At 70.4% G+C, this 17,994-nt stretch carries 13 protein-coding genes; 3 read left to right on the plus strand and 10 right to left on the minus strand.

Annotation, left to right across the window (positions count from 1 at the left end; all coding sequences use genetic code 11):
• Positions 1-93 precede the first annotated feature (93 nt).
• The gene (locus FHY03_RS19560; RefSeq protein ID WP_183932140.1) at positions 94-1,380 is read right to left on the minus strand and encodes a homoserine dehydrogenase; all 1,287 of its coding nucleotides are present in this window, start codon (positions 1,378-1,380) and stop codon (positions 94-96) included.
• A 439-nt stretch (positions 1,381-1,819) separates the two neighbouring features.
• On the opposite strand from FHY03_RS19560, the gene FHY03_RS19565 reads away from it, so the two are divergent.
• Positions 1,820-3,775, plus strand: coding sequence for an OPT family oligopeptide transporter (locus tag FHY03_RS19565; RefSeq protein ID WP_183932141.1), 1,956 nt, complete (start codon positions 1,820-1,822; stop codon positions 3,773-3,775).
• Between the two features lie 166 nt (positions 3,776-3,941).
• On the opposite strand, the gene FHY03_RS19570 is transcribed toward FHY03_RS19565, so the two are convergent.
• The 3 genes from FHY03_RS19570 to queF all read right to left on the minus strand — a co-directional run bounded on the left by FHY03_RS19570 (position 3,942) and on the right by queF (position 8,111).
• Positions 3,942-5,222, minus strand: coding sequence for a glycoside hydrolase family 130 protein (locus FHY03_RS19570; RefSeq protein WP_183921037.1), 1,281 nt, complete (start codon positions 5,220-5,222; stop codon positions 3,942-3,944).
• 45 nt (positions 5,223-5,267) lie between these two features.
• Positions 5,268-7,541: a glycosyltransferase family 4 protein gene (locus FHY03_RS19575; protein WP_183932142.1), complete on the minus strand. Its 2,274-nt coding sequence runs from the start codon at positions 7,539-7,541 to the stop codon at positions 5,268-5,270.
• Between the two features lie 123 nt (positions 7,542-7,664).
• Positions 7,665-8,111 carry a preQ(1) synthase gene (gene queF / locus FHY03_RS19580; RefSeq protein ID WP_183921039.1) on the minus strand — a complete coding sequence of 149 codons (447 nt, stop codon included), beginning with the start codon at positions 8,109-8,111 and terminating at the stop codon, positions 7,665-7,667.
• Positions 8,112-8,185: 74 nt separating this feature from the next.
• Between queF and sseA the strand changes: the two genes are divergently transcribed.
• A complete protein-coding gene (gene sseA, locus FHY03_RS19585; RefSeq protein WP_183932143.1) occupies positions 8,186-9,034 on the plus strand; it encodes a 3-mercaptopyruvate sulfurtransferase in 849 nt (282 codons plus the stop codon).
• Positions 9,031-10,221 (plus strand): cystathionine beta-lyase, encoded by a 1,191-nt coding sequence (gene metC / locus FHY03_RS19590; protein WP_183932144.1) that lies wholly within the window; start codon positions 9,031-9,033, stop codon positions 10,219-10,221. Before sseA ends, metC begins: the two co-directional genes overlap by 4 nt.
• A gap of 286 nt (positions 10,222-10,507) precedes the next feature.
• Here metC and FHY03_RS19595 read toward each other — a convergent pair whose 3' ends face one another.
• The 6 genes from FHY03_RS19595 to FHY03_RS19620 all read right to left on the minus strand — a co-directional run bounded on the left by FHY03_RS19595 (position 10,508) and on the right by FHY03_RS19620 (position 17,733).
• Positions 10,508-10,987: a DUF3035 domain-containing protein gene (locus tag FHY03_RS19595; protein ID WP_183932145.1), complete on the minus strand. Its 480-nt coding sequence runs from the start codon at positions 10,985-10,987 to the stop codon at positions 10,508-10,510.
• A complete protein-coding gene (lspA, locus tag FHY03_RS19600) occupies positions 10,980-11,492 on the minus strand; it encodes a signal peptidase II (RefSeq protein WP_311722432.1) in 513 nt (170 codons plus the stop codon). Before lspA ends, FHY03_RS19595 begins: the two co-directional genes overlap by 8 nt.
• Positions 11,489-14,314, minus strand: a complete 2,826-nt coding sequence (gene ileS / locus FHY03_RS19605; RefSeq protein WP_183932147.1) for an isoleucine--tRNA ligase — start codon at positions 14,312-14,314, stop codon at positions 11,489-11,491. The genes lspA and ileS overlap by 4 nt, the downstream gene beginning before the upstream one ends.
• 24 nt (positions 14,315-14,338) lie before the next feature.
• Complete coding sequence (locus FHY03_RS19610) at positions 14,339-15,265, minus strand: bifunctional riboflavin kinase/FAD synthetase (protein ID WP_183921045.1); 927 nt, start codon at positions 15,263-15,265, stop codon at positions 14,339-14,341.
• 39 nt (positions 15,266-15,304) lie between these two features.
• Positions 15,305-15,784, minus strand: coding sequence for a dihydrofolate reductase (locus tag FHY03_RS19615; protein ID WP_183921046.1), 480 nt, complete (start codon positions 15,782-15,784; stop codon positions 15,305-15,307).
• A gap of 269 nt (positions 15,785-16,053) precedes the next feature.
• Positions 16,054-17,733 carry a thiamine pyrophosphate-binding protein gene (locus FHY03_RS19620; RefSeq protein ID WP_183932148.1) on the minus strand — a complete coding sequence of 560 codons (1,680 nt, stop codon included), beginning with the start codon at positions 17,731-17,733 and terminating at the stop codon, positions 16,054-16,056.
• Between the last annotated feature and the right edge of the window lie 261 nt (positions 17,734-17,994).

Raw genomic sequence — 17,994 nt, forward strand, 5'->3', positions numbered from 1 at the left:
CGGTGACCGGCCCCTACGGCGTGCACGGCACCATGGATCCCGGGTAAAGCCCGGGATGACGAGGGTGGGTAGCGTCGATTGCCCCCGCCGCGATCAGTCGAGCAGGTGCATCCACATCGGCTCGCCGTGCAGGCTCTGCGAGCCGCGCAACCGCTCCAGCGCCGCGGCGACGCAGCGCTCCGGCCCCTCGTGCGTGACGATCGCGACCAGCACGCTGCCGTCGGCGAGCGCGCCGCGCTGGATCAGGCTCTCGATCGACACGCCCGCGTCGCGCATCGCCGCGGCGATCTCGGCGAGCACGCCGACGCGGTCGGCCACCGCGAAGCGGAGATAGGCGCGGCCGCGGCGCTCGCCGCTGGGCGCGGCGGCCGCCTCGGTCAGCGCCGCGACGGGCATGGCGAACGGCGGCCCGAACTCACCGCGCGCGATGTCGATCAGGTCGGCGACGACCGCGCTCGCGGTCGGCCCCTCGCCCGCGCCGGCGCCCTGGAACAGCAGCCGACCGACGAAATTGCCCTCCGCAACCACCGCGTTGGTGGCGCCGGTGACATGCGCGAGCGGGTGATCGAAGCGCACCAGGTGCGCGTGGACGCGCTGGAACAACCCTGCGCTATCGGCCTCGGCGACACCGACGAGCCGGACGCGATAACCCAGCGCCGCGGCCTCGGCGATGTCGGCGGCGAGCAGGTGGCGGATTCCGCTCGCGGCGACCTGTGCGAAAGCGGGCGCGGTGCCGAAGGCGAGGCTGGCGAGAATGGAGAGCTTGTGGGCGGCGTCGACGCCGTCGATGTCGAACGACGGGTCGGCCTCGGCATAGCCGAGCGCCTGCGCCTCGGCGAGGACGTCGGCGAAGTCGCGGCCCTCTGCCTCCATCTTGGAGAGGATGAAATTGCACGTGCCGTTGAGGATGCCATAGACGCGCGCGATCGCATTGGCGGCGGCGCCCTCGCGCAGTCCCTTGATCACGGGGATGCCGCCGGCGACCGCGGCCTCGAACTTGAGCGCGGCACCGCTCGCCTCGGCGGCCCCGGCCAGCTCGAGCCCGTGATGCGCGAGCATCGCCTTGTTGGCGGTGACGACGTGGCGGCCTGCCGACAGCGCGCGGCGCGCGAGCGTCAGCGCCGGACCATCGGCGCCGCCGATCAGCTCGACGACAACGTCGGCGTCCGCCTCGGCGAGCGCGGCCGTGTCGTCGACCCAGGCGAAGCGCGAGAGATCGACACCGCGGTCCTTGCTGCGGTCGCGCGCGGAGACCGCGATCACTTCGATCGGCCGGCCGGCGCGCCGCGTGATCAGCTCGCGGTTCTCATCGAGCACGCGGATCACCCCGCCGCCGACCGTCCCGAGCCCCGCCAATGCCACCCGAAGCGCCTGCGCCATCCGTCGTGCCTCCTGTTTGTCGCCGCCTGCTAGGCGGTCACCGCGGGGCTGTCGAGACAGGTGGATTACCGCCGTCGATTGCAGTTAATGCAATTCGGATTGGAAATATTGCACTTGCGTCATGGCGTGGTGCGATGCACAAAAGCCGTGCCTTTCAGGCATCCTCTCCTAAAAACTTTTCGGCCGGGCTCTGCCCGGCCTTTTTTTTGGACCGCGTCACGGCTAGGGTCCGAGTCGCCGCACTTCTTCGACAAAATAAAATGCGCGGGCAGGATGGATAGGATGCAGCCGGTCGGACCGGCATGCGAGCGGAGGGAGCGACGCAGGGTCGCTCCCTCCCGGGCGGGACCTCGCCCGCCAATGATCCCGATCTTGGCAGTGTCGGCGAGCGAGCGCACGGCCTCTGTCATCACCCGCCCCGCTGTGCCACGGTCGCGGGATGAACCAATCTCCCGCTGATCTCGGTCGTGCCGGCGCCCCCACCACCGAACTCACCCTCCGCGGCATCCTGCTCGGCGGCGTCATCACGCTGCTGTTCACCGCCGCCAACGTGTACCTCGGGCTCAAGATCGGGCTGACGTTCGCCACCTCGATCCCCGCCGCGGTGATCTCGATGGCGGTGCTGCGCGCCTTTCGCGGCGCCTCGATCCTCGAGAACAACATCGTCCAGACCGTCGCCTCGGCCGCGGGGACGCTGGCGGCGATCATCTTCGTGCTGCCCGGGCTGGTGATGATCGGCTATTGGCAGGGCTTCCCCTTCCTCACCACCGCAGCGATCACCGCCACCGGCGGCATCCTCGGCGTAATGTTCTCGGTGCCGCTGCGCCGCGCGCTCGTCGTCGACACGCCGCTACCCTATCCCGAGGGGCGCGCCGCCGCGGAGGTGCTCAAGGTCGGCGAGGAGAGCCGCAGCGGCAGCAGCGAGAGCGCGCGCGGGCTCACCGCGATCCTCGGCAGCACGCTCGCCTCCGCCGCCTTCGCCATCCTCACCCAGACGCGGCTGATCGCGGCCGAGGCGGCGACCTTCTTCCGCGTCGGCGCGGGCGCGACCGGAGTCACCGGCGGGCTCTCCTTCGCGCTGCTCGGCGCGGGGCATCTGATCGGCCTCTCCGCCGGCATGGCCATCCTGCTCGGTGTCGCGGTCGGCTGGTGGCTGGTGTTGCCGATCCTCACCGCCATGGCGCCGCAGGCGGGCGACGTCGCCGCTTGGGCCAATGGCGTGTTCCGCACCGACGTGCGCTTCTTCGGCGCGGGCGTGATCGGCGTCGCCGCGATCTGGACCTTGATCCGGATCGCCGCGCCCGTCGCCGCGGGGCTGCGCGCCTCGCTCGGTGCCGCGCGCGGCACGGACATGGCGGTGGAGGAGCAGGACCTGCCCTTCTGGGTCGTCGCGGCGGGGACGCTGGCGACCTTGCTGCCGATCGCGCTCCTGCTCCACTCGGTGATCGGCGGCGGACCGCTGGCAGGCAGCGAGTGGCTGCTGATCGTCGGCAGCCTGCTGTTCGTGCTGGTGGTCGGGCTCGTGATCGCGGCGGTGTGCGGCTATATGGCGGGGCTGATCGGTGCGTCCAACTCGCCCGTCTCCGGCATCGGCATCCTCTCGGTGCTCGCCGCGGCGGCGATGCTGGCGGGCTGGTTCGGTCGCGGCGGCGCGCCGGACGAGGTCGCGGCGCTGGTCGCCTATGCGCTGATCGTCACCGGCATCGTCTTCGGCATCGCCACCATCTCCAACGACAACCTGCAGGACCTCAAGACCGGACAGCTGGTCGGCGCGACGCCGTGGAAGCAGCAGGTGGCGCTGGTGATCGGTGTCTGCTTCGGCTCGCTGGTGGTGCCACCGGTGATGCAGCTGCTCTACACCTCGTTCGGCTTCGCGGGCATGCCGGGCGCGGGGCCGAACGCGCTGGCGGCGCCGCAGGCGGCGCTGATCTCCGCGCTGGCGCAGGGGGTGCTGGGCGGCGATCTCAACTGGACGATGATCGGCTGGGGCGCGGCGGCGGGCGGCGTGTTCGTGCTGCTCGACGAGGCGCTCGGGCGCGCGGGCCGGCTGCGGCTGCCGCCGCTCGGCGTCGGGCTGGGCATCTACCTGCCGATGTCGGCGACGCTCACCGTGGTGATCGGCGCGCTGCTTGGTCACTTCTACGACAAATGGGCGGAGCGCACCGGCGATGGCGAAGCGTCCAAGCGACTCGGCGTACTCACCGCGACCGGGATGATCGTGGGTGAAAGCCTGTGGAACGTGGTATTCGCGGGGATCGTCTACGAGAGCGGCACCGACGCGCCGCTCGCGCTGGTAAGCGGGCACGAGCAGGCCGCGCTGGTCGCGGGGACGCTGCTGTTCGCGGCGGTGACCTGGGGGCTATACCGGCGGACGCGGCGGTTGGCGGTGGGGTGAGGGTCACACTGTCATCCCGGCATTGAGCGAGACCTGCGCCTTCCCCCTTCGTCATCCCGCGTCTCTCCCGTCGCGGGATGCTTTCGCGGTGGCGTGGGTCCCGGAACAAGCGGGATGACGAGAGGGGAAGCGGGAAGCGTGCTCCGCCGCCCCCGCCCCTGGATCCTCACATCTTGTCGAGCAGCTCGCTGATCGAGACGAAGGCGAAGCCAACCGAGCTGTCGGCGATGCCATAAGGCATGAACAATTTGTCGCCGTGCTTCATCGCGCCGCAGGTGTAGACCACGTTGGGCACATAGCCCTCGCGGTCCTGGTCCGCGGCAGCGAGGATCGGCGAGCGGGTGCGGCCGATCACGCGCGCGGGATTGTCCTTGTCGAGCAAGGCCGCGCCGATCGAATATTTGCGCATCGCGCCGACGCCGTGGGTCAGCAGCAGCCAGCCCTCCTCGATCTCGATCGGCGGCCCGCAATTGCCGATCTGGACGAACTCCCAGGGGAAGACCGGCTTGAGGATCAGCTCGCCCTCGTCCCAGTGGGTGAGGTTGTCGGTCTTGAGCAGGTACAGGTTCTCGCCGTCCTGCCGCCCGATCGAGAGATACTGTCCGCCCACCTTGCGCGGGAACAGCGCGATCCCCTTGTTGCGCGCCGCGCTGCCCGTCATCGGCACGAGGTCGAAGGCGCGGAAGTCGCGCGTGCGCAGCAGCTCGGACTGGATCGTCGCGCCATTGTAGGCGGTGTACGTGCCGAGCCACTCGACGCTGCCGTCGTCGTGCTCGAAATGGACGAGGCGCAGGTCCTCCAGCCCCTTGGACTGGGCGTCGGTGATCGGGAAGATCACCGTGCCCGACAGCGTGCTGTCGCGATGGCGATAGACCGTCACCGGCCCCGTCGGCGGCGCTTCCTCGTCGGTGCCGGTTGCGTCCGTCGCGGTGGCGAAGGGCGGCTCAGGGGCGAGCTTGAGCTCGTTGTCCGAGGTGATGATGCCCTCGCGGAAGGCGACCGAGGAGATATGCCCCTCACCTACCGCGCGCAGGCTCATCAGGATGCGCTGCGCACCGTCCTCCATCCCGCTCTGGTCGGGATGCGGCACCGCGCTGGGGTTCATCAGCGCCGCGGCGGCATAGCTGTATTCGTGGCAGAAATAGGCGCCGATCAGCTGGCGCTTCTCGTCGCTGATGCGGCTGCCGTCGAGCCCGTGTGCCGCCGCGATCTCATCGTAGCGGGTCATGAACACGCGGCGGGTCTGCCAGTGACGCGCCTCGAAGTCCTTGAGCACGAGGTCGAGCTGATCGCGCGCCTCTTGCGGTGGCATGTCGAGCACCTCGGCGATCAGCCGCTCCGATCGGCTGACGCCATTGGCGTTGGCGATCCAGCCGATGTGGAAGGGCCGCACCACGACGCGCGACGGATCGGCATGCAGACGCAGCCGGTGGTTGAACAGCTCCAAGGACCAGCCTCGTCTTAGTGAACGACGGTACGCGCGCGACGCAGCTCAGGCGACGTCGCGCTGCGTCCCTGCCACTTTTCCGGCGCGGATTGAAAGCCCCGAAATCGCGCACGAGGCCAATTGCAGCGCCAGGATCGACTCGGCGCCCTGGTTGCGGTTGAGCCCGGTCGGCATCAATCCGTCGAAACAGCCGCCGTCGCGCTGAGTCGCCAGCGGCAGGTCGAGATCGTTGACGCCGAGATACCAGTCGTAGGCGCGCTTGGCCTCATCGTACCAGCGCGTGTCCCCGGTGGCGTCGAACGCCGCGGCGCAGGCGTCGATCGTCGCCTGGGCCTCGAGCGGCTGCTGGTCGAACGGCAGCGGCTCGGCATAGACACGGCCGAAGCTCTCCGAACCGACGGCGCGGAAATGCCCTTCGGGCGCGGTCTGCTTGGCGACGATCCACTCGAGCGTGTCGATCCCGCAGGCGACCAGGTCGGGCCGCTGGAGCGCGATGCCGGCGCGCAGCATCGCCTCGGGCAGACGCGCATTGTCATAGGCGAGCACGATCTCGAACCAGCCCCACTCGGGCCGGCGCGCCGCGTCGAGCAGCTTGAGATGCTCGTCGGGGAAGCGACGCAGGATCTGGGTGGCCAGTTCGTGGCGCGGCGACGCCTCCAGCATCGCCGCGGCGCCGAGCATCGCGAACGCCTGCGCGCGCGGGCTCTCCAGCTCGAGCGCGAGCGTCGCGGTCGAGTCGAACATCGCGCGCGCCCAGTCACGGTGCTTGGCCTCGTGCGCGTCACGCGCGGTGACGCCCAATGCCCACAGCGTGCGGCCGTTGGAATCCTCCGAACCGACGTCCTCGCACCAGGTGCGGTCGAAGTTCATGAAGTTGCGGAAGCGCCGAGCCTCGGGGTTCCAGGCATATTGCACGAACGAGGCGTAGATCGTCATCCACTTGTCGCGCGTCGCCGCGTCGAGCTCGGGAACGGCGCTCATCAGCATCAGCGCGCGCGCGTTGTCGTCGATGCAATAGCCGTGGCGGCGGTCGGGCACCGAGTAAATCGAATGCTGCAACATGCCGGTCGAGTCACTCATCCGCTCGACGGCGGCGATCTCGGGAGGCAACACCTTTGTGTCGGTGTCGCCGCCGCCGCGGAGGCGCCGCGGCTGGGTCGCGATACTCGTCGCGATCTCTTCCATTGCTTGCTCCACTACACGAGGCCAGATCATCGTTCGGCCACGCGCATAGGCACGCGAGGACAGACGTCCGAGGTTGCGGGCGCTGCCCAGAAGATTGTTGATCTCGCGCGCGAAGGCGGCGGAGTCGCGGAAGTCGACCAGCACCCCGTGCCCGTCCGCCAGGATCTCGGTGGCGTGGACATAGGGTGTCGAGATCACCGCCTTGCCGACGCCGACGGCGTAGCTGAGCGTGCCGCTCGTGATCTGAGCCGGGTTGAGATACGGCGTGGCATAGATGTCCGCCGCCTGAAGATGGTCGATCAGTTCGTCGTGGTCGACGAACGCGTCGATGAAGGCGACATTGTCGCCTACGCCGAGCTCGGCCGCGCGCGCCTTGAGCGAGTCCCGATATTTCTCGCCCTCGTGCGCGACCAGATTGGGGTGGGTCGCGCCCAGCACGATGTACATCGCGTCGGGGTTCTTCTCGACCACCGCGGGCATCGCCTCGACGATCGTCTCGATCCCCTTGCCCGGCGCGAGCAGGCCGAAGGTGAGGATCACGCGCTTGCCGTCCCAGCCGAAGCGCGCCTTGAACGCGTCCGGCTCGGCGAACGGCCGGTCGGGCACGCCGTGCGGGATCACCGCGATCGACTTGGGGCTGGCGCCGTAGACGCGCTCGAGGATCTCGCGGCCGCGTTCGGCCATCACGATCACCTTGGAAGCGCGCCGCAGCAACCCCTCCAGTACCGTGCGCTCGGACGCGCTCGGCTTCTCCAGCACGGTGTGGAGCGTCACGATGAGCGGGATGGTCAGCCGGTCGAGCAGCGCGAAGATATGGCCGCCGGCCTCGCCACCGAAGATGCCATATTCGTGCTGAAGCCACAGCACCTGCGCCCCGCTCTCCTCGATCCGGCGCGCGGTGGCGACGTAGGCGGAGAGGTCGTGCTGCGGGATCGCGCCGGTGACTGCCTCGGGATAGGCGTAGCGCCCCGGATGATCGTCCATCGCATAGACGTCGACCTGGGTATCGGGGAAACGTGCACGCAGTGCCTGGTAGGTGTCAGTCGTGAACGTCGCGATGCCGCACTGTCGCGGCAGGAAATTACCGATCAGCGCGATGTGATTGACGTCCTGCGGAACGGCCGACTGGTTCATCCTCATACCTTCGCTGGTGCGGCACGGACACCACGTGACGCCGTGCCTCTCCTCTGAACCAGCCATGACGCGATTGGTTGCAGATTTGCTGCACTGCGGGATACCCGACTCGGCTGATCAGGATCAACCGCGCCCACGATAGGCGGCAACGCCCTGATCGGGCAGCCACAGATCGGCCGGCGGCGCGGACGACTGCCAGAAGACGTCGATCGGCATGCCGCCGCGCGGGTACCAATAGCCGCCGATGCGCAGCCAGCGCGGGCGCATCTCCTCGTACAGCCGCTGCCCGATGCCGACGGTGCAATCTTCGTGGAAGGCGGCATGGTTGCGGAACGAGCCGAGGAACAGCTTGAGCGACTTGGACTCGACGATCGTCTCGCCCGGCACATAGTCGAGCACGAGGTGCGCGAAGTCGGGCTGTCCCGTCACCGGGCAGAGCGAGGTGAACTCGGGCTGGGTGAAGCGCACCAGATAAGTCTGGCCGGGACGCGGGTTAGGGACATAGTCGAGCACCGCTTCCTGCGGCGAAGCGGGGAGCGGGCTGTTCTGGCCAAGATGCATCGGGTTCATGCGCGCGCACATAGGCGCGCGCGGCGCGGAATGCGACCTGTTGCCGCACTGCGCGCCCCGGCTATGAGAGGTGTATGGACCCACTCGTCTCCGCCACCTGGCTCGCCGACCAGCTCGGCGCACCCGACCTGCGCGTGCTCGACGCCAGCTACGACGCGCTGCTGCCCGGCGAGCCGCCGCGCGACCACGCCGCCGAGTATCGCGCGGGCCATGTGCCGGGCGCGCTCTACATGGACCTCGCCGGCTTCTCCGACGCGGCGAGCGACCTGCCCTCGACCATGCCGGGCGCGGCGCAGTTCGCCGAGCGCGCCGCCCGGCTCGGGATCGATCGCGCCACCCGAATCGTGCTCTACGACGACGCGCCCCATCATACCGCGGCGCGCGCCTGGGTGATGCTGCGCGCCTTCGGTTTCAATCGGGTCGCGCTGCTCGACGGCGGGCTGGCGGCGTGGAAGCAGGCGGGTCTCCCGCTGGAGCAGGGCGAAAGCGCGGTGCCGCCGCGCGCGGTCGACGCCGGCGCTGGCACGACGCGGCTGCGCGATCTCGAAGCGATGCGCGCGATCCAGCGCGACGCGAGCGCGCAGATCGTCGACGCGCGCTCGGCCGCGCGCTTCACCGGCGCGGAGCCCGACCCGCGCACCGGCGTCGCTCCCGGCCACATCCCCGGCGCGCGCAACCTGCCCTACAAGCGGCTGTTCGACGAAGACGGCCGGTGGAAGCGCGGCGAGGCGCTCGCCGCCGCCTTCCGCGACGCTGGCGTCGACCTCGACCGGCCGATGGTGATGACCTGCGGCTCGGGCATCACCGCGAGCGTGCTCGCCTTCGGCGCGCACCTGCTCGGGCGAGACGCCGCGGTCTACGACGGCAGCTGGACCGAGTGGGGCGCGGACCCGAGCACCCCCAAGGCAACGGGGGCGGCATGAGCGACCGGCCGGTGAAGCCCGCCACCCGCGTCGTCCAGGCCGGGCGCCGCGACGAATGGACAGGCGGGGTCGTCAACACGCCGGTGTGGCGTGCCTCGACGATCCTCTACGACGACGTCGCGCACCTGCGCGCGACCGGCGCACGCGACACGCACCACCGCCTCTTCTACGGCCGCCGCGGCACACCGACGCAGTGGAGCCTCGCCGACGCGCTCACCGAGCTCGAACCCGGCGCCGAGGCGACCTTCCTCTACCCCTCGGGCGTGGCGGCGATCGCGGCCTGCCTGCTGGCCCTGCTGTCGCCCGGCGACGAGCTGCTGCTGGTCGACAGCGCCTATGACCCGACCCGCTCGCTCGCCGACAAGCTGCTCGCGCGCATGGGGATCACCACGCGCTACTATGATCCGCTGATCGGTGCGGGCATCGCCGGGCTGATCGGTGAGCGCACCCGCGTGATCTTCATGGAGAGCCCCGGCAGCCTGACCTTCGAGGTGCAGGACGTGCCCGCGATCGTCGCCGCCGCCAAGGCGCGCGGGGTGGCGACGGTGATCGACAACACCTGGGCGACGCCGCTGCTCTTCCCCGTGATCGGCTTGGGAGTCGATTACTCGGTGCTCGCCTGCACCAAATATATAGGCGGCCATTCCGACGTGATGATGGGCTCGGTCACCGCGGCGCCGGGACGGTTCGCGGCGCTGCGCGACACCAGCTTCCAGCTCGGCCAGGTGATCAGCGCTGACGATGCCTTCCTCGGCAGCCGCGGGCTGCGCACGATGGCGGTACGGCTGGCGCAGCACGAGCGCGGCGCGCTGACGGTGGCGCGGTGGCTGGAGGCACGGCCCGAGGTGGCGCGCGTGCTCCACCCGGCGTTGCCGTCGTGCCCCGGTCACGAGCTGTGGCAGCGCGACTTCGCGGGCGCGTCGGGGCTGTTCTCGTTCGTGCTGGCGGGCGGGAGCGACGCAGCCCGTTCGGCGCTGATCGACTCGCTCGAGCATTTCGGCATCGGCTATAGCTGGGGCGGGTTCGAGAGCCTCGCCGTGCCGATCGACCCGCAGCGGCATCGTAGCGCCACCGTGTGCGGGTTCGAGGGGCCGCTGGTGCGGCTGCAGATCGGGCTGGAGGATCCGGACGACCTGATCGCCGACCTGGAGCGAGGGCTCGCGGCATGGCGCGGGGTGATGGGCTAGCCCATCATCCTTCTGGCGTGAACCAGCGGGTGCTCTGGCGGACGCAGGAACACGGTTCAGCTGGGCTGGATCAGACCGTAAAAGCGGTAAAGCGGAGCCTTCCAACCACTGCCGTCATCCCGAACTTGGTCCGCGATCCACCGTGCAGCACGTTCGTCGGCCGCGGCGCTTGCGGGCGGGTAGACCCCGGAACAAGTCCGGGGTGATGGAAACCGCGTGAGGCAGCGGCTAGTCGGCTCAGTCTCTGCCTAAACGACCTAGTGTCTCAGGGCGCGACGCCCTTCCCTTACTGCTGCGGTGTCTGCGTGGCAGGCACCGGCGTCGCCGGTGCGGCGGCCGGCGCGCTCGTGGCAGCACCCGCGCTCGCGCGCGCGTCCTGGCCGTCGCCTTGGGGCGCGGCGATGATGTCGCGCGTGGTCTGGCCCTTGTCGACGACGTTGGTCTTGGGGTCGCCCGCCTCCGAGCGGATGCCCGCGGGTGCCGCGCTGGTGCCGCCCGCCTGATCCACCACGCCGGCCTCGGCCGCGCTGCGCTGCGCCGGGCCGCCGAACAGTGCGTCGAGCGCCTGCGCCTGCGGGTTGTTGCCCTGGGTGCGCGCGGCGCCCGGCTGCGGCGGGACCAGCGCGAAATCGGGCGGGATGATCAGCGGCGCCTGGCGCGCCACCGCGAACTCGTCGGGGCGGGCGCGGTCGTAGCCGCGCTTGCCGCAGCCGGCGAGCAGGGCGAGCATCGCCATACCGGACACCGCGACGACAGACTTACGCATGGACATTCTCCGAAGGATCGGGGCGCTTCTCGCGGATCAGGAGCGCGCGCACCAGCAGAATCAGCACGCCGATCGTAATCGCGGCGTCGGCGACGTTGAAGACCAGGAAGGGCCGCCACTCGCCGAAATGGAGGTCGGCGAAGTCGACCACATAGCCCAGCCGCACGCGATCCAGGATGTTGCCGAGCGCGCCGCCCAGCACCAGGCCCAGCGCGGTCTGCTCGCCGGTCTTCTCCTCGCGGAACAGCCACACTGCCACCGCCACCGCGATCGCGCCGGTGAAGGCGACGAGCAGCCAGCGCATCGTGTCGGTCTCGGCGCGCAGCATGCCGAGCGACACGCCCTCGTTCTTGGTAAAGCGCAGGTCGAAGATGGGCAGGATCTCGCGATAGGCGCCGAGGAAGTCGATCGCGAGCGGGCCGGTGACGACCCATTTCACCAGCTGGTCGACGACGAAGACGACGAGCGCGATCGCGAGCCCGAGGCGCGGCAGCGACCGGCTCACGCGCCCTCCCCCACCACGCTTGCGCAGCGGTCGCACAGCGCGTCGTCGACCGTCACCTCGGGGAGGTGGCGCCAGCAGCGGCCGCATTTGTGATAGTCGGTCCGGGTCACGTCGACGCTCTGCGCCGGCGTCACCTTCGCCACGATGAAGGCCTCGGCGAGCTGCGCCGCGTCGAGCGGCAGGTCGGGCACGGTCACCTCCGCCTCCAGGCTGGAGCGCACCGTCTTCTCGCGGCGCAGCGGCTCGATGGCCTCGGTGACGCGGACACGCAGCGCGCGCACCGCCTGCCAGCGCGCCGAGAGGTCCTCGGCGGCGGGATCGGGCAGGATCGGCCACTCGAGGAAGTGGACAGAGCTCGCCTCGTCGGGGAAGCGCGCCTGCCACACCTCCTCGGCGGTGAAGACCAGCACCGGCGCGGCGTACCGCACCAGGGCGTGGAACAGCACGTCGAGCACGGTGCGATAGGCGCGGCGCTTCACGTCGCCGGCGGCGTCGCAATAGAGCGAGTCCTTGCGCACGTCGAAGAAGAAGGCCGACAGGTCCTCGTTGGCGAAGTCGGCGAGCAGGCGGACGTAGCGGTTGAACTCGAAGCCGCGCGCCGCCTCCTTCAGCTCCATGTCGAGCGCGTGGAGCAGGTGGAGCACGTAGCGCTCTAGCTCGGGCATCTCGGCGACGGGCACGCGCTCCTCCTCGGCGAAGCTGTCGAGCGCGCCGAGCAGGTAGCGGAAGGTGTTGCGGAGCTTGCGGTACGAGTCCGAGGCGGTGGCGAGCACCTCCTTGCCGATGCGGATGTCGTCGAAATAGTCGGTCGAGACCGCCCACAGCCGCAGGATGTCCGCGCCCGATTCGCCGATCACCTTCAGCGGGTCGACGACGTTGCCGAGGCTCTTCGACATCTTGCGGCCCTGGCCGTCGAGCGCGAAGCCGTGGGTGAGCACCGCGTCATAGGGCGCGCGGCCGCGCGTGCCGCAGCTCTCCAGCAGCGACGACTGGAACCAGCCGCGATGCTGGTCCGAGCCCTCGATGTACAGGTTGGCGCGCGTGCCTTCCCCGTAGCGGGCCTCGACGACGAAGGCGTGGGTCGAGCCCGAGTCGAACCACACGTCGAGAATGTCGTTGACCGGCTCATAGTCGGCGAGGTCGTGCGCCTTGCCGAGAAGGCTCTGGTGGTCGGCGGTGAACCAGGCGTCGGCGCCGCCGTCGCGGAAGGCTGCGACGATCCGCGCGTTGACGGCGGGATCGTTGAGATACTGGCCGGTGGCGCGGTTCACGTAGAGCGCGATCGGCACGCCCCAGGCGCGCTGGCGGCTGATCACCCAATCGGGGCGCCCCTCCACCATCGAGCGGATGCGATTCTCCGCGCGCGGCGGCACCCACTGGGTCCGTGCGATCGCGTCGAGCGCGAGCTGGCGGAGGGTGGGAGCGTTGCCACGCTCGGCCTCGTCCGCCGCACCCGCTCCGGCCGTGGCAGAGTCACCCGCCGCCGCGCCGCTCGCCACGTCCATCGGGATGAACCATTGCGGAGTCGCGCGGAAGATCACCTTTGCCTTGGAGCGCCACGAGTGCGGGTAGCTGTGCTGGAAGTCGTCGCTCGCGCCGAGCAGCGCGCCCGCCGCGCGCAGGTCGGCGCAGATCGGCCCCTCGCTGGCGACGAACTTCTTGTTGATCACGCTGCCCTGCCCGCCGAGCCAGGCCCAGTCGGCGCGGTAGAAGCCGGCGGCGTCGACCGCGAACACCGGCTCGATGCCGTTGGCCTTGCACAACAGGAAGTCGTCCTCGCCGTGGTCGGGCGCCATATGCACCAGCCCGGTGCCCGCGTCGGTGGTGACGAAGTCGCCCTCGAGGAACGGCCGCGGCGTCGCGAAGAAGCCGCCGAGGTGATGCATCGGGTGGCGCGCGGTCGCGCCCTCCAGCACCGGGCCTTTGATCAGCGCGACGATCGTGCCCATCGGGATGCCGGTGCGCTTGGTGAAGGCGGGCATCAGCGGCTCGGCGACGAGATAGCGCCGGCCCTCGTGCTCGAACTGGAGATAGTCGATCGCCGAACCGTAGGCGAGCGCCTGATTCACCGGGATCGTCCAGGGCGTCGTCGTCCAGATCACCGCCAGCGTGCCGGCCAGCCCCGGATATTCGGGGCAGTCGATCACCTCGAAGCCGACGTCGATCTGGGTCGAGACCACATCCTCATACTCGACCTCGGCCTCGGCCAGCGCGGTCTTCTCCACCGGGCTCCACATCACCGGCTTGGCGCCGCGATACAGCTGGCCGCTCTCGGCGAACTTGAGCAGCTCGCCCGCGATCACCGCCTCGGCCTCGTAGCGCATGGTGAGATAGGGGTTGTCCCAGTCGCCCATCACGCCGAGCCGCTGGAACTGCTCCTTCTGGATCTGCACCCAATTGTCGGCATAGGCGCGGCACTCGGCGCGGAACTGCGCGACCGGCACCTGGTCCTTGTCGAGCTTCTTGGCGCGATACGCCTCCTCGACCTTCCACTCGATCGGCAGGCCGTGGCAGTCCCAGCCGGGCACGTAGGGCGCGTCATAGCCCATCAGCGAGCGGCTGCGGACGATCACGTCCTTCAGCACCTTGTTCATCGCGTGGCCCATGTGGATGTCGCCGTTGGCGTAGGGCGGGCCGTCGTGGAGGATCCAGCGCTCGCGCCCCTGGCGCTGCTCGCGCAGGCGCTCGTACAGCCCGATCCGCTTCCAGCGGTCGAGGATCGCGGGCTCCTTCTGCGCGAGCCCCGCCTTCATCGGAAAGTCGGTCTTCGGCAGGAAGACGGTGTTGCGCCAGTCGCGCGGCGTGTCGGGTGCGTCGGCCATGTGGGGCATGGCCTTAGCGCCGCGTCAGCGCGCCAGCAACGCCCGCGCGGTGGCGCAGTCCGAGTCCATCTGCGCCACCAGCGCGTCGAGCGTGTCGAATTTCGCCTCGGGGCGAATATAGTCGATCAGCTCGACCTCGAGCGGCTGGCCGTAGAGATCGCCCGAGAAGTCGAAGAAGAAGGGCTCGAGCAGCTCCTTGGGCGGGTCGAAGCTGGGGCGGATGCCGAGATTGGCGGCACCGTCGAGCACGCGCCCGCCTGCCAGCCGCCCGCGCACCGCGTAGATGCCGTAGGCGGGGCGCAGATACTTCCCCATGTCGAGGTTGGCGGTGGGATAGCCGATCGTGCGGCCGAGCTTGTCGCCGTGCTGCACCACCCCCTCGATCGCGAACGGGCGGGTGAGCAGCCGCGCCGCGCCGCGCGGGTCGCCTGCGCCGAGCGCGGCGCGGACGCGCGTGGACGAGACCGGCTCGCCGTCGAGCATCACCGCGCCGACCGTGTCGACCGAGAAACCGTGCGCCGCGCCGGCGGCTCGCAGCGTGGCGATGTCGCCGCTCTTGCGGTGGCCGAAGGTGAAGTCCTCGCCGGTGACGACGCCGCCGACGCGCAGCGCGCCGACCAGCCGCTCGGCGACGAAGGCGTCGGCGTGGAGCCCGGCGAGCGCCTCGTCGAAGTGGAACACCACCATCGCGTCGGCCCCCGCGGCGGCGAAGAGGCGCGCGCGCTGGTCGAGCGTGGTGAGCCGGAACGGCGGGGTGTCGGGGCGGAAGTAGCGCACCGGGTGCGGGTCGAAGGTGGCGACCAGCGCGGGGCGCCCTTCCGCGCGCGCGCGCTCGACCGCGCGGCCGACGACCGCCTGGTGACCGAGGTGAAAACCGTCGAAATTGCCCAGCGCGACGATCCCGCCGGCCAGCCCGGCCGGCACCGCCGAGCCGCCGTCAAGCCGCTCCATGCGCGGCGCCTTAGCGGCTCGGCCGCCCCGGTGCCAGCGTCACCGTGCCAGCGTGACGAAGTCATGCGCGGGACGGTCGCCCTCCGCCGGGTGCGACTCACGCGCCAACTCGCGCCAGCCGGTGAAGGCCGGGACGATCGCGTCGCCGGCGGGGGCGACATGGACCTCGGTGAGCTCGATCCGATCGGCGCGGTCGAGCAGGAGCGCGAAAATCTCGGCGCCGCCGATCACCGCGACGCGCGCGTCCGGCTCGCCAATGCGGGCGAGCGCGAAGGCGGCGTCGGGGGTGTGCGCCACCTCGGCGCCGGCGGCGTGCCACGCCGGGTCGCGGGTGAGCACGACATGGCGGCGGCCGGGCAGCGGCGCGGGGAAGCTCTCGAAGGTCTTGCGCCCCATCACCATCGCCTGCCCCATGGTGAGCGCCTTAAACCGCTTAAGATCGGCGGGCAGGTGCCACGGCAACCGCCCGTCGACACCGATGACGCCGTTATCGGCGCGGGCGAGAACGAAGGTGATCATCCGCGGGGTGATAGCGAGCGGCGTCAGACGCGGCCAGCGGCCTTCGTCAGCCCGGCGCCGAGCCGGGATCCAAGGGTCCGAACTCAAAGGGTTGGTTGTTCCGAAACTGGCTCGCCCCGCCCGTCATCCCGGGCTCGACCAGAGATCCACGGTGCCGCGAGCGCCGCCGGCGTTGCGTCCATGGACGGATGGAGTCCGGCTCAAGGCCGGGATGACGGCCGTGAGTGGGAAGGCTAGCTCGTCCCTCGCATACCTACCCCGCCGCTCCCTCACCGCCCGATCAGCTCCCGCACCTTGGCAATGCCGAAGCGCAGCGCCTGCTTGGCGTCGACGTGCGGCATCGCCGGCACCTCGGCCGGGTCGACCAGAGCGTGCAGGATCGCCGGCCCCGGCACCGCGAGGAACTCCGCCACGGTCGCGTTCAGCGCGGTGGCGTCGCGCACGGTGAAGCCCTGCGCGCCGCACGCGCGCGCGAAGGCGGCGAAGTCGAGGTTGGGGAAGCCGGTGCCCTTGGCCGCGGGCAGCCCTGCCCCCTCCATCTCGAGGTGGACGAGCCCCCAGCCGGAGTTGTCGTACACCACCACCTTCACCGCCAGTTCGTGCTCCACCGCGGTCATGAACTCGCCCAGCAGCATCGTCAGCCCGCCGTCACCGACGTGGAGGATCACCTGCCGCTGGCGGTCGAGCAGCTGCGCGCCGTTGGCGATCCCCATGCCGGTGCCCACCGCGGCATTGTTGAACGAGCCCGTGATCCGCTGCCGCCCGGTTTGGCGGAGCCAGTTGGCCGCCCAGAGCGTCACCTCCCCGGTATCGGTGACGAGGATCGCGTCGGTCGCGGCGCGGTCGCTCACCGCGCGCGCCACCGCCTGCGGGTGGATCGTGTCGCCCGCGCGCGCGGGGTCGGCGCGCTCGTCGAGCATCCGGTCCCAGTCGGCGCGGCGCTCCTGCGCGCGGTCGAGGAAGGCGGTGTCGGTGCGCTGCGGCAGCCGCTCGAGCAGCGCGCGGATCGTCGGCCGCACCGAGCCGACCACGCCTAGCTTGACCGGCGCGCGCCGCCCGATTGCGAGTGCGCGCTCGTCGACCTGGATGACGTTGCCGTGCTTGGGCAGGAAGTCGACATAAGGGTAATCGGTGCCGAGCATCACCAGCAGATCGGCCTGCTGCACCGCGTCCGTGCCCGCGGTGCCGCCGATCAGCCCGACGCCGCCGATCCAATAGGGCTCGTCATAAGCCATGATCTCCTTGCCGCGGTAGGTGTGGAGCAGCGGCGCGTGCAGCCGCTGGGCGAGCTGACGCAGCTCCTCGGCGGCGCCCCGGCAACCAGCGCCGCAGAAGATCGCGACGCTCTTCGCCGCCGCGATCAGCGCGGCCGCGGCAGCGATGTCGGGCTCGGCGGGCGCTACTTCAGGCAGCGGGCGCAGCGTGGCGAGGCTCGGCACCGCGCCGGGCGCGCTCGCCGCGAACACGTCGGGCGGAATGTTGAGGTGCGCGACGCCGCGCGCGCCATATGCCTCGGCGATCGCCTGGTGGAACACCGCCGGCGCCTGCTCCGCCGCCGCGACTGTCTGGGTATAGGCCGCGACGTCGCGGAACAGCAGGTCGGGCGAGTCCTCCTGGAGATAGTCGGTGCCGCGGTGCGCGCCGGGTACGCCGCCAGTGATCGCGAGCACCGGAGCATGGTCCTTGCGCGCCTCGTACAGCCCGGCGACGAGGTGATTGCCGCCCGGCCCGGTGGTGCCGCAGCAGACCGCGAGCTGGCCGGTCAGCTTGGCCTGCCCGGCCGCCGCGAGCGCGGCGCCCTCCTCGTGGCGGACGCCGATCCAATCCAGCCGACCGTCCTGCTCGATCGCGTGGGTGAAGGGGTTGAGCGCGTCGCCGACGATCCCGAAGACGTGGCGCACGCCGACCTGGGCGAGCGTGTCGACGAGCAGTTCGGCGACGTTGGGCATGCGGCATCTCCCGACGGGTATCGCGCCCTAACGCCTTGGGATCGTAGGAGTGCCCGAACCGATAATGGAGGAGCGAAAGCGCGATTCCACCCTCCACTGCCGTCACCTTGAACTCGTTTCAGGAGCCACCGCTCCGCAGACGCCGCGGCGCCTGAGTGCGGCGCACCGTGGATCCTGAAACGAGTTCAGGATTGTCTCTCAGGATTGTGGTGTAGGCTGTCGGAGCTGGAGAGCGTGCCGCGGGGTGGCCACCCCGCGGCA

It is taken from the genome of Sphingomonas sp. BK345, assembly GCF_014193845.1.
Classification (GTDB): domain Bacteria; phylum Pseudomonadota; class Alphaproteobacteria; order Sphingomonadales; family Sphingomonadaceae; genus Sphingomonas.